Source organism: Vibrio chagasii, assembly GCF_002954585.1.
In the GTDB taxonomy this organism is placed as follows: Bacteria; Pseudomonadota; Gammaproteobacteria; order Enterobacterales; family Vibrionaceae; genus Vibrio; species Vibrio chagasii_A.
Genome location: NZ_MSCI01000002.1, coordinates 1,713,174 through 1,726,295, shown reverse-complemented (window position 1 = coordinate 1,726,295; position 13,122 = coordinate 1,713,174). Strand labels below are relative to the sequence as shown.

General features: G+C 44.9%; 10 protein-coding genes. 4 read left to right on the top strand and 6 right to left on the bottom strand.

Annotated features, from left to right (window positions below; genetic code table 11):
* Positions 1–424: 424 nt before the first annotated feature.
* From BTO10_RS16090 to nspC, 3 genes are all read left to right on the top strand, one after another.
* Positions 425–3,376: a pyridoxal phosphate-dependent class III aminotransferase gene (locus tag BTO10_RS16090; protein ID WP_181143989.1), complete on the top strand. Its 2,952-nt coding sequence runs from the start codon at positions 425–427 to the stop codon at positions 3,374–3,376.
* A gap of 8 nt (positions 3,377–3,384) precedes the next feature.
* Positions 3,385–4,635 carry a carboxynorspermidine synthase gene (locus BTO10_RS16085; protein ID WP_105025221.1) on the top strand — a complete coding sequence of 417 codons (1,251 nt, stop codon included), beginning with the start codon at positions 3,385–3,387 and terminating at the stop codon, positions 4,633–4,635.
* A gap of 210 nt (positions 4,636–4,845) precedes the next feature.
* Positions 4,846–5,979 (top strand): carboxynorspermidine decarboxylase, encoded by a 1,134-nt coding sequence (gene nspC / locus BTO10_RS16080; protein ID WP_105025220.1) that lies wholly within the window; start codon positions 4,846–4,848, stop codon positions 5,977–5,979.
* A 71-nt stretch (positions 5,980–6,050) separates the two neighbouring features.
* Here nspC and BTO10_RS16075 read toward each other — a convergent pair whose 3' ends face one another.
* The 4 genes from BTO10_RS16075 to BTO10_RS16060 form a co-directional block, all read right to left on the bottom strand.
* Complete coding sequence (locus tag BTO10_RS16075; RefSeq protein ID WP_105025219.1) at positions 6,051–6,593, bottom strand: Lcl C-terminal domain-containing protein; 543 nt, start codon at positions 6,591–6,593, stop codon at positions 6,051–6,053.
* The gene (locus BTO10_RS16070) at positions 6,593–8,221 is read right to left on the bottom strand and encodes a Calx-beta domain-containing protein (protein WP_105025218.1); all 1,629 of its coding nucleotides are present in this window, start codon (positions 8,219–8,221) and stop codon (positions 6,593–6,595) included. The genes BTO10_RS16075 and BTO10_RS16070 overlap by 1 nt, the downstream gene beginning before the upstream one ends.
* 181 nt (positions 8,222–8,402) lie before the next feature.
* Positions 8,403–8,915 (bottom strand): glycine cleavage system protein R, encoded by a 513-nt coding sequence (locus BTO10_RS16065; RefSeq protein ID WP_004740236.1) that lies wholly within the window; start codon positions 8,913–8,915, stop codon positions 8,403–8,405.
* Positions 8,916–9,148: 233 nt separating this feature from the next.
* Entirely contained in the window at positions 9,149–10,057 is a 909-nt protein-coding gene (locus tag BTO10_RS16060; protein ID WP_105025217.1) for a DUF3943 domain-containing protein, read from the bottom strand.
* A gap of 210 nt (positions 10,058–10,267) precedes the next feature.
* Between BTO10_RS16060 and BTO10_RS16055 the strand changes: the two genes are divergently transcribed.
* Positions 10,268–11,506 carry a CinA family nicotinamide mononucleotide deamidase-related protein gene (locus tag BTO10_RS16055; protein ID WP_105025216.1) on the top strand — a complete coding sequence of 413 codons (1,239 nt, stop codon included), beginning with the start codon at positions 10,268–10,270 and terminating at the stop codon, positions 11,504–11,506.
* A 147-nt stretch (positions 11,507–11,653) separates the two neighbouring features.
* Here BTO10_RS16055 and BTO10_RS16050 read toward each other — a convergent pair whose 3' ends face one another.
* Complete coding sequence (locus BTO10_RS16050) at positions 11,654–12,493, bottom strand: dimethyl sulfoxide reductase anchor subunit family protein (RefSeq protein ID WP_105025215.1); 840 nt, start codon at positions 12,491–12,493, stop codon at positions 11,654–11,656.
* A 1-nt stretch (position 12,494) separates the two neighbouring features.
* Positions 12,495–13,115, bottom strand: coding sequence for a DMSO/selenate family reductase complex B subunit (locus BTO10_RS16045; RefSeq protein ID WP_105025214.1), 621 nt, complete (start codon positions 13,113–13,115; stop codon positions 12,495–12,497).
* Between the last annotated feature and the right edge of the window lie 7 nt (positions 13,116–13,122).

The following is a 13,122-nucleotide window of genomic DNA, read 5'->3' as shown; positions in this document are numbered from 1 at the left end:
GCTTTCTGGGGGATACGCGTAATGACCATTCTTGCTGATTGGGACATTACGTAGGGTAGGTATCGGCTAGTCCTTTAGCTGATAGACGGGATACTTATGGCGCAGTTCGCCATGCTAATGGGAAACCCAACATTGAACATACTAACTACAACATTGCTAATCAGCTCAGCATTTCCAAAGGGACAAGCTCCTCATAGCTGCCCGATCCTGCAAAAATGTCCAATTCTTCAAAACAGTAGCATTACTGAACCTTGAGCTCGCGCTAACAATTTCTCACTGTCTTAAGGCAGCTTAATTTCGTATTCGTCGTTTGACTTATGCGGGCGTACAGCTATATCTCATTTCTAGACAAATATGCGTATTTCATTAAGAACTCTTGTTAATCGAGAGGGCTGGTGTGTATTTGCGTTTACTGGAGGTGAGTATGAACATATTCAAGGGAATTTTTATGACTACCGCCTTTGAAGTCGATATCAACACTATCGCAAATTCATTTTCAACTATGGTTCCTATCGTAGAGGGCACCTATGACCTAACACCTGATGCTATTTTGCTTGAGCAAGAGCAGCACGAATCAGATGTTCGCTCATACCCAAGACGTCTACCAATTGCTATCAAGCGAGCATGCGGTGCCTTGGTTGAAGATACTCGTGGACAACTATTTTTAGATTGCTTAGCCGGTGCGGGTACACTTTCTTTGGGTTATAACCACCCAGAGATTAACCAAGCACTCAAAGACCAACTCGATTCTGGTTTGCCATATCAAACTCTTGATATCACGACTCAAGCAAAAGAGACGTTTATCAAGCGAGTGAAAGCCTTTCTTCCTCAAGAGTTTTCAAACAACTCAGTGATTCAATTCTGTGGTCCATCCGGTGCCGATGCTGTTGAAGCGGCGATCAAGCTAGCCAAGCAAACCACAGGTCGCAATACCATGTTTGCTTTCCGTGGTGCTTACCATGGCATGACCAATGGCACCATGGGCATGATGGGTAACCTAGGTACAAAAGAACGTCGCAGCGGTTTGATGTCTGACGTGCACTTTATGCCTTTCCCATACAACCTACGCTGCCCGTTTGGCATTGGCGGAGAGGCAGGGGCTAACGCAAGTATTCGTTACATCGAACGCATGTTGAACGATGATGAGTCTGGCATCATGAAGCCAGCTGCAATGATCGTTGAGCCCGTACAGGGTGAGGGCGGTGTGATTCCAGCTCCTGCGTCTTGGCTACAAGGCTTGCGTCGCATCTGTGACGAACATGATATCCTACTGATTTTTGATGAAATTCAGTGTGGAGTCGGTAAAGCTGGTCATCGATTTGCGTTTGAAGAGTCGGGCGTTAACCCTGATATCTTGTGTCTGTCTAAAGCGATCGGTGGCGGGCTTCCAATGTCATTGCTCGTGTTTGATAAGAGTATCGACACTTGGAAAGCGGGCGAGCACACGGGTACTTTCCGTGGTAACCAACTGGCAATGGTGTCTGGCGCTAAAGCGTTAGAAATCATCGAGCGTGACGGCTTGGTTGAGCATGCAAAGATTGCCGGTCAACACCTACGTCAAGGTCTAGAAAAAATCCAATCTCGCGTGAACTGTATTGCTGAAGTGCGCGGTAAAGGCCTGATGCTTGGCGCTGAGATCAAGCAACCAAACGGCGAACTTAATAAATTTGGTGAGCCGAAATCGGATGGTGAACTGACATTGGCTATTCAACGTGCAGCACTAGAGCGCGGTTTAATGGTTGAGAAGGGCGGTCGTGACGGCTCAGTGATTCGCTTCCTGCCACCGATGATTATCTCTTTCGAACAGATTGATTTTGCACTGCGCGTGATGGAAGAAGCTATCATTGCGGCTGGTGGCGGTGTTCAAAAACAGCAAGCTTGTGGTGAACAGCCAAACCAAGAATGGCATAAGCATTTCATTCACACTGGCCCTCGTGGTAGTGACGAGTTTGCCAACGTGATGAACCAAACCACTCAGGCGATGAAAGCGGTTTTTGAGCAGGTTGAAACCCCTTATTCAGGACTTGATCCAAAAGCGCTAGAAGCGGCTATCAATGCTATCGACCTCGATAACCACCAACACGCTTTGGTTGATGTTGTGGACAGTACCGCTGACCTAGTCGCGGCTAACTCTATTTTTGTGCAACACCCTGACTGTATCGCACACCTTCATACGCCCCCTCTTATGGCGTCAGTCGCAGCGGAATCGATTATCGCGGCTCTGAATCAATCAATGGACTCATGGGACCAAGCATCTGCTGCAACGTATGTTGAGCAGCGCGTGGTCGATTGGATGTGTGATATGTACCAACTTGGCGAGCAAGCGGACGGTATTTTCACTAGTGGCGGCACGCAAAGTAACCTAATGGGCTTATTGCTAGCGAGAGACTGGGTTGCTGATAAGCACAATGGTCACTCAATTCAAAAGTTAGGCTTACCGGAGTATGCAAGCAAGCTTCGCATCTTGTGCTCAAACAAATCTCACTTCACGGTTCAAAAATCTGCGTCACTACTTGGCTTAGGCGAGAGCGCGGTGTGCTGTGTTGAGACAAACGCAAACGGCACCATTAAACCAGATTTATTAGATGCAGAAGTGAAAGCGCTAAAAGCGCAAGGGCTGATTCCTTTTGCGGTAGTTGGCACGGCAGGTACAACCGACCACGGTGCGATCGACGACCTTGATGCAATTGCAGACATCGCTAGCCAACAAGGTCTTTGGTTCCATGTCGACAGTGCTTACGGTGGCGCGCTTATCTTGAGTAGCCACAAGGCTCGCTTACAAGGCATCGAAAAAGCGGACTCTGTGAGTGTCGATTTCCACAAGCTTTTCTATCAAACAATCAGCTGCGGCGCGGTGTTGTTGAAAGACAAAGCGAACTTTAAGTACCTACTGCATCACGCAGACTACCTAAACCGTGAACACGATGAACTGCCGAACTTAGTCGACAAGTCTATCGCGACCACCAAGCGTTTCGATGCATTGAAAGTCTTCATGACAATGCAAAGCGTTGGTCCAAAACAGTTGGGCGATATGTACGACCATCTTCTTGAGCAAACGCTAGAAGTGGCAGACCTGATTCAAAACCAAGCTGACTTGGAGCTGCTCGCGGAGCCGTCATTATCAACAGTGCTGTTCAGATCTACTCCAAATAGCAAGCTGTCAGCAGACGGTGAGCTTGATTTAGACAAGCTCAATCAGACACTAAGACTAGAAGCGCTGACCCGTGGCGTTGCGGTACTTGGTGAAACGGTAGTGGATGGTAAAAGCGCGCTTAAATTCACCATCTTGAATCCGTGCTTAAAGACTTCAGATTTCCAATCTCTAATTAACAAAATTCAAACTCTAGCGACAGAGCTAGTAGAACAACAAGGATAATTAATACTATGGCTATTCTACAAATTGGTGCAGGCGGCGTTGGTTGGGTTGTTGCACACAAAGCAGCACAAAATAACGAAGTACTGGGTGATATCACAATCGCTTCTCGTACCATTGCGAAGTGTGAAAAAATCATCGAATCAATCAAAGGTAAGAACAACCTTAAAGATTCAACTAAGAAACTAGAAGCTCGCGCAGTAAACGCTGACGATGTTGATGCACTTGTTGCTCTGATTAACGAAGTGAAACCAGATCTAGTCATCAACGCTGGTCCTCCTTGGGTTAACATGGCGATCATGGAAGCGTGTTATCAAGCAAAAGTCTCTTACCTAGATACATCGGTAGCGGTTGACCTATGTTCTGAAGGCCAACAAGTACCACAAGCTTACGATTGGCAGTGGGGTTACCGTGAGAAGTTCGCTGAAGCGGGCATCACAGGCATTCTTGGTGCGGGCTTCGATCCAGGTGTGGTTTCAGTATTTGCAGCGCACGCGGTTAAGCACCTATTCGATGAGATCGACACGATCGACGTAATGGATGTAAACGCAGGTGACCACGGTAAGAAGTTTGCGACAAACTTTGACCCAGAAACCAACATGCTTGAGATCCAAGGCGACTCTTTCTACTGGGAAAATGAAGAGTGGAAACAAGTACCTTGTCACTCACGTATGCTTGAGTTTGATTTCCCTAACTGTGGTACTCACAAAGTGTACTCAATGGCGCACGATGAAGTTCGTTCAATGAAAGAGTTCATCCCAGCTAAGCGCATCGAGTTCTGGATGGGCTTTGGTGACAAGTACCTAAACTACTTCAACTGCATGCGTGATATCGGCCTGCTAAGTCCAGATCCACTAACATTACACGATGGTACTGTGGTTCAGCCTTTACACGTTCTTAAAGCGCTACTGCCAGATCCAACGTCGCTTGCTCCGGGTTACACAGGTTTGACGTGTATCGGTACTTGGGTTCAAGGTAAGAAAGATGGCAAAGAGCGCAGTGTGTTTATCTACAATAATGCCGACCACGAAGTGGCTTACGCAGACGTAGAACACCAAGCGATCTCTTACACAACAGGTGTTCCAGCGATTACGGCTGCACTTCAGTTCTTCCGTGGTGAATGGGCTGATAAAGGTGTATTCAACATGGAACAGCTGAACCCAGACCCGTTCCTAGCAACCATGCCTGAAATTGGTCTAGATTGGCACGTTCAAGAGCTAGAGCCGGGGCAAGGTCTACCTCTAATCCATACTTTGAAGTAATTCTGGCTCTTTGCCCTCGTTGCGTTGTCCATCGTGCTCATTTACATTCGTAAACTCCGCGCGATGTCCTAGCTACAAGGGCAAAGTTCTGCGAATTCGATCCAAAGTCATCGGAATGACAACAACGTATAATGATAAGCCGATGCATCAGCGTCGGCTTTGTTCGATTATCATGTGTCTTCGTTAGCTCGAAGGCCGCAAGGTATTAACATGCAAAACAACGAACTAAAAACGCCTTACTTCATGATCAACGAAAATAAGTTGATCGCGAATCTAGAGAAAGCCAAGCAACTGAAAGAGATTTCAGGTGTGAAGTTGGTACTGGCACTTAAGTGCTTCTCTACATGGGGTGTGTTTGACATCATCAAGCCTTATCTCGATGGCACGACAAGCTCCGGCCCATACGAAGTAAAGCTTGGGCACGAAACGTTTGGCGGTGAGACGCACGCATATAGTGTGGGTTACAGCGAAGATGACGTGAGAGAAGTGGCCGACATCTGCGATAAGATGATCTTCAACTCACAAAGCCAACTGGCCGCTTACCGTCATATCGTTGAAGGTAAAGCTTCACTTGGTTTACGTCTAAATCCTGGTGTGAGTTATGCAGGGCAAGATCTGGCAAACCCAGCGCGTCAGTTTTCTCGTTTAGGTGTTCAAGCGGATCATATCAAGCCTGAGGTTTTTGAAGATATTGACGGTGTTATGTTCCACATGAACTGTGAGAATAAAGACGTTGATGCTTTCATTGGTCTGCTTGATTCAATCTCTGAGCAGTTTGGTGAGCACTTAGATAAGTTAGATTGGGTGAGCATGGGCGGTGGCGTATTCTTCACTTGGCCGGGCTACGACATTGAAAAGCTTGGCCTTGCGCTAAAAGCCTTCTCTGAAAAGCACGGCGTGCAAATGTACCTCGAGCCGGGAGAAGCTATCATTACCAAAACAACGGATTTGGTTGTGACTGTGGTTGATATCGTTGAGAACGTGAAGAAAACCGCGATTGTGGATTCTGCAACCGAAGCACATCGACTTGATACGCTTATCTACAATGAACCAGCATCGGTATTAGAAGCGTCTGAAAACGGCAGTCATGATTATGTGATTGGTTCATGTTCATGTTTGGCGGGTGATCAGTTCTGCGAGGCGAGCTTTGATGAGCCACTGCAGATTGGTCAAAAACTTCACTTGTTGGACAGCGCAGGTTACACCATGGTGAAGCTTAACTGGTTCAACGGCTTAAAAATGCCTTCAATCTACTGCGAGCGCAGCAATGGTGAAGTGCAAAAGCTGAATGAGTTTGGCTATCAAGACTTTAAGCGTTCATTATCACAGTGGTCAGTTAAGTAATTGAGTCGCAGGTTTCGAAAAAGAAAAGAGCAGCCAGGTGCTGCTCTTTTTGATTACTTGTACCGTAGAAGCTAGTTAAATATTTTCACTAATCGAACAAGAGGGTGTGGAATATCATCTGGGTCGGTAATGACTTCTAAAGCTTCTTCAAAATCAATAATTAAACCATCATAATTGCTGTTTATTTTATGAGCGTCGGGTGTGTTAGTCCAATATGGTTCATTGGTTGTGGTTGGGAAGTACGTCAGATTGATTGCTGGTCTAGTACAGCTATAGTCAACGATTGAACTTAACTCTTTGATGTTAGGTAACCGAAAACCAGCCTGGCCGGCAATAGTGGTCAAGTCTGCATCTTTGGTTGCGATGAGCGCATCCTGCCAATTCTGATATTTAATCGCGGTACCATCACATGTGTCATTGGATTGATTATAGATTTCACCTAGGTTGCATTTTGACCAAAGTAAATTAGTCGTTACGTCGAGTAATGTGCCATCTTTACGATCAATAAATTGCCCGTCTTGATGAGAGGGCGTTTGAGTTTGTACGCAGGTTTGTGCGATGGTATTTGCACTTAACAAAGAGGCAGTTACACCTAAGATTAGTTTTAGTCTCATTATTCAATACCCCCACTTACCGCCACAATACCCGTCGAACCTGCAATGTTTTTATTACATAGCTCAAGTTCACCATTTTGAGAGTCGATACATCTAGCACTACCATCTTGCTTAACAGAACTAGAATGTGTGAAGAGTCGCTCTCCTAGATTAGGAAAGAAATCAATGGCGCCAGCAGGGACGCTGCCGACATTGAAGTTAATAAATGAGCGGGCTTCAACAGGAGACGGTAATCGCCAATCTGTAATACCGCAAGTTGAGCGACTGTTTAGGCTATCAATATAGCTAGCTGTATTACAGTAGTTGCTCCCTGAACCATCATTAATGTAAGCGCATTGAGAAGATATCGGGCCTGCGCTATACAAGAGATCATTGGGTGCGCCAGCGTAGCCACCATTTGTTGTATTGTCAGAGTCGTACCAAGTATATGTGTATGATGCGCTTCTCCAAGAGCTTGACTGGCTATCCCACGGGTAAGGGTTGGCGTCAGGGTCGTCTTTGTGGTTCTTGACCCAAGTGTCGACCTCTGATTGACTGGGCAGTGCTATCGGAGCTTGTTTCGCTTCAATATATAATCCGGTATGTTCGTCTCTAACGCAGCGCCAATCAGTAGCGCTAGGTGTTAGACGGTTTCCGTGAGCATCTAACTTGGTGTAGCGGAAGCCATACTCTCCATCCGAATGTTCGTCTCCATTTGTTACATCTAAACCAAAATCTGCATCTTGATTTGGGTGTGACGATGGAGGAGTGACACTGTCGTAGTCTGTGCCATCAAAATAAGTGACATACCCAGTATCATTGAAGTTTTTCTGCCCAGGAATATAAAATGCGAGAGTGTTTTTATTTGAATTGATAGTCGCGTTACCAACGGAAGCTATCGTGTAGATTACTGACTCACCACCTTCATCGAAGCTATCATCACGAGCAGTAAATGTGATATTCGTTGATAGAGTTTCTGCTGGTAGTTTAAGAGCTAAACCTGATATATCTACAATGAAGTCTTCGGGTGCGGCAATACCATTTTGAGTTAGGGTAAGGGTTACATCTTGAGATGTGTAATGACTTAAAACTGCTTGTTGAACAACACTGTCGCCCTCTACAACGGTACTTAAGTCGTTACTAAAACTAATCGTTGGCTGTGTATCGCTATCATTAATGGTTACTACTGTTCGCTCGTTTGAAAGTGTGTAATTTGTATTGTTGTCAGCACTAATAGAGTAATGAAGTGTCTTGTTACCCTCGTACAAATTATTGTTTACCAGATTTAGCGGCAGATCAGCGCTGGTTGCACCTGCTGAAATTTTGACGTTTTGACTGGAGATAGCATCGTAGTTTTTAAAGGTACCATCAGAGCGAGTTGTTACATCGCTTGTTGAGATTGTTAAGGTCAGATCTTCAGGTAAGGCTTCGGAAAGAGAAACAGTAATTGATCGTGTACTAGAACCAGATGATGGCTCTGAAAATGAAATCGAGTTAGGTAAGCTGATTTCAACTACTGATGGTGTATAACCTGGATCGGGTGTATTTTCATCATTATTTTCATGACCACTTTTGCATCCGCTAAACAGTGTCGCAAGAAGGACTACTGAGATGGCATTAAATTGCCAACTCGACCTTTTTCTTTCCATGTATAAACCTAAGTGACTAAATTAAAAAGATAATCTATGGTAACAAAAATATGATACCAATGCTTGGTTTCATATGTCTTGCTTATGTGTTTTTTAGGTTTTATATATTTCTTTTTGTAAACTATGTAAGGAAGGTGAAGTATCCTCCCAACGATAGGGTGTCGTTAGGAGGTTAATTCAATTAGCTCTCAACCATTACTCGAGTATCTTCACTGAGAGTTTCTAGTTCATTGATAACATCATCGATTTGAACTTCGACTGGTAGCTTCACCGCGATCTTAGAAGTGAATAGGCTTGAACTGACACCGCCACCACCGGCAATAAATACGCGCTGGCAATCCATATCGAGAATATTGATACCTTGTCTATCGAGTACATGTGTCACTTCATTGACGATACCGGCACGGTCGTTAGAATCGAGTCTTAGGTGATGAATCGTATCTTGTACATTATGTGCATGGTCTGAATCAACGAACTGGACAATCAGGTCTGGGTTAGCACTGAATGCTTCTTTAACAATCGATTCATTGATAGCTGGAAGCTGAACCTTGAGCACTCCTGCTACTTGGTCTTCAATAAAATTCACTTTACTGATGAGCCACTTGCCGTCGTTTTCATGAGTCACCGCAGCGAGTTGCTTGATCGTCGCAGGTGATGCTTTTCCGATAAAGTTTACGATAAATGTAGTGTTCATATCAGCCCCCAAAGTCTCAATTAATCATTGCTAATTAAATGTTTGATATTAAGCGATAAAGTTCTTTAATTTCAGTGTAGAAGTTTACATCGAACAATGTTTGACCTGCGTCAATTTTTGAAACTAAGCTGCGTCGCAAAAAAAGAGAATGAAGAGTAGGGCACAAAAAAGCGGCTTAAGAGCCGCTTTTTAGAACAGTTTTGGTTATTACCAAAAGTAATCAGGTCGTTGTATTAGAAGGTTACTTTAAAGTTCATACCAACAAACTGAGAATCGTATGGTGCGCCAGCATCGTAAGCGAATTTAGCGGCATCTTGGTTATCCCACCAAGGGTTAGTGTTCAGGTTGACTTCTGCGTCACCACCCCATGCATCGCTAACCCAGTGGTGGATATGACCAACAGGGTTTAGGAAGAATAGAGAAACGTCACCCATGGTTTGAGAACCCATCACTTCACCACCTGAAGCAATGATGTCTTGCTCGGTTTCTAGCATTATTTCACCCACAACCGCACCGAAGAAAGGTGTGATGAAAAGGTCTTGCCATGAAGGCACTTCAGCAAATGCTTCTACACCGTATTCCCAGAAAAAGGTAGACATCGTCCAAGAGTACATGAAAGATTCAAACTCGTTGTAACCTGCGTGACGTGCAGCTGTGTAGTAAACACCGCCAAAATATGGGTGCATCACATAGTTTAGGAAGTGTTCGTCACGGTCCCATACCGGGCCTTCAGATACGTTATCTTTCCACTTTTGACCTAGCTTACTTAAGTCGCGTTGGTCGTCGTCCCATTTAGTGATACTTTCAGGTAAGAAGGTCATTAAACCAACGGTCGCCACACTTAAGCCGAGAATGGTGTAAGTTTGACCCATTAGGTAATCCCAATCTTTCTCTTCACTTACCAAAAGGTGCTTTGGTTGTTGGATTGAGAAATCATACTCTTCGCTAGATTCGCTCAGTGCGTAATTGGTACTAGGCTTGTAGGTGTACAAGCTATCATTTACACAGTAATCTTGAGCACATTCATCCGAATAAGAAAGGTTGATTGGCTGGTCGAAGTCGTATTGGCTTGCAACCGAGTTAACTGACATTAGCATTGAAAATGCAGCAGTAACCTTTGCTAGTAACGGTGATTTGGCCACAAGGGTCTCCATGAGAAAGTGTAGAATTGATCAGGGTCACAATTATCCATTAAATGCCTGATTTAGGGAACTAATAATTTATCGCTTTTCCTAAGAAAACCTTAGATTTAACATTATTAATATTTGTTAAAAAGCAAAATAGCTCAAACTCAAACATAGACCAGTTTGTAGATAATGCAGCGTCTTTTTATGACTACAAGGGATAGAAACATGACGAAAATCGCAATGTTAAGCACAGGTGAAGAAGTTCTTCACGGAGACATTGTAGACACGAACGCGGCTTGGATGTCAGCTGAGTTTTACCAACATGGTTTTGCTTTGGCTAAACGCTCCACGGTTGGTGACCAAATGAATGCCTTAGTCGAAGAGTTGTTGATGCTGAGCTTTAACTACGATGTGGTTATCGTGAATGGTGGATTAGGCCCGACTACCGATGATATGAGCGCGGCTGCTGCAGCGGCGGCGTCAGAGCAGAAATTAGTCATGTTTCCTGAATGGCTAAAACGTATGGAAGAGATGTTTTCTGGACGCGGCATGCCGATGCCAGACAGCAACCTAAAGCAAGCTTTGCTGCCTGCGAGCTCAGAAATCGTCGATAACCCTGTTGGTACTGCTTGTGGCTTTAAGCTGAAGATTAACGATGCGACTTTCTATTTCACTCCGGGCGTACCGAGCGAGTTTAAGCGCATGGTGAGCTTTGAAATTATCCCTGACCTTGCTCGCACTTATCCTCAAGTAGTCGCGTCTGAATGCAGCCGTTTGTTTACCTTTGGTTTATCCGAGTCTGGTATTTCTGATGTGTTGGACCAATTGAAACTGCCGGAAGGTTACGAACTGGGCTACCGCTCTTACCTGCCGTTTATTGAAGTAAAGCTGTTTGGGCCTAAGTCGGATTTAGAAACTCGCGTTAAGCTACTACAAATGGTGTACAAGCTTTTAGAGAGTAACGTTGTCAGTGTTGATGAGCCTATGCTCGACCATATCGGTCATATTATGGCGGAAAGAAAGAAAACCTTGTCGGTATCGGAAGTATCAACCAAAGGTGCACTTTCGGCTTGGCTACAATCGAATGAACAAGTTGAAGATTGCTTCGGTCACTCTTGGGTAATGGCGGAGCCAAAAGAGAGCGAGCTTGAAAAGAACGACCCATTAGCCGCAACGTTTGCTCTGGCTGGCGCGACAAGAGAAAAGTGCGGCACCGAGTTAGCCTTAGTCACGGGTAAGTTAGAGGGCAATACCTTTAGTGTTGCTTTATCGAGCGAAGCGGGTGAGTGGGGACAAGTGCTGGAGTTTTACCGCCAATACAAGCGCGAAGATGCACGCACTATCATCAAAACGGTCGCTGCGGACATGCTAAGAAGACATCTAGACAATAAACCTATGTTTGGTGATTACTCTTCAGTAAAACGCGTGAAGGATATGTTTATCCCTTCAGCGATCATCAAGTAAGTCGCTTTTGTCGCTAACCAAGTTCTCTTGAGCCCAGACTTCTTGAATTAAGGTTAAGATAGAGCAAATAAAAAGGCCCAACATCTAAATAGGTGATGGGCCTTTAGTTTATCTAGCCTTCTAGATAACCAAATAACGAGTCTGTGATTACAAACCGCTTGTCATATGTAGGCTGTAGAACAAACCACGGCCGATTAACTCTGACGCTAAGAACAGTACCAATGCTAGTCCTAGGTTGACTGGATTCACTTTTGCTTTGTTGAGCATAGGTAGAATCCAAATCAGTAAGCTTGCCATTAGCAATGCAACTTGAAGAATCACATAGCTGCCTAAACCATCAACCAACTCTGAGGCTTTTGCTACTGATGTTTGAATGTCACCGATTAGGTTCAGTTTACCGACTGTCACAAGCAAGCTGATCGCAACCGCAATTACAGCCAGCATCGTGATGTTACGGTCAACCGTAAAGCGGCTGTCGTTAGCAAATACAATCACGAACTGAGACAGCAGCAAGCCACCCACAACCATTGTCATGATGAAGCTCAATGGCGTGTAGATGTTGTCCCATGTAGGTACTGTGTTGATCATGTATACGTTGATCATCGCGTACATGAAGATAACACCCAGCACCATAGCGCCAACCATCAGTGCTTTCTGGATAGCCATGCCACCTTTCTTGACTACTGATAGTAGCCATTGCAGGCCGCCAACGGCGAAGAATGCCGCACCGAAGAACACTTCGTTAGATAACCAAGCTGAACCTAGTTGGTTAAAGGCATTAAACGCGCGCAGTGGAGAGCCTAGATGCGTTGTCGAGAACATGAAACCAAGACCCATTAATGCCCATAGAATGAACATTGGAACCTTGTAGCTGTTTAGTTTCTCTTCGCCATGGCCAAGTACCAGTGCACCAATAAGCAGGTAGCCACCGACAGCCGTTTGAGCTAATACCGTAAAGAAGATCAAAGACCACTCATGAAAAATCATCTTACACCTCCTTAGGGTTTGCTAGGTGACCGCTGGTATCACCAGTTGGCTTCGCGTTTTTGTTCAGCTTAATCACGATGTTTGGCAAGGTTTCGGTTGAAGATGGCAGCGGTGCTACATCAGCACCTGAGCCGTACTTCTCGCGAAGTGTATTGATTTCGCCAAACTCCAATGCACGAAGTGGACAAGACTCAACACAAATAGGTTGTTTGCCTTCAGAAACACGTTGGTAGCAGCCATCGCATTTGGTCATGTGACCTTTCTTAGCATTGTATTGTGGAGCGCTGTAAGGGCACGCATTGCTACAGTGCTGACAACCGATACACACACTTTCATCAACCACAACTAAACCGTCTTCATCGCGTTTATGTATTGCGCCTGAAGGGCACACTTTCACACACGCAGGGTTAGTACAGTGGTTACAAGCGATAGACAGGTAGTAAGAAAAGACATCTTTCTGAACCCAGGTATCGCCATCTTGAGTGAAGCCACCGCCTGCATATTCATAGACGCGACGGTAGTTCGTTTTGATGTCGAGATCGTTATAATCTTTACAAGCAAGCTGACAGGTTTTACAACCCGTGCATTTACTTGAATCAATGTAAAAGCCGTATTGTTTCATTCCAACC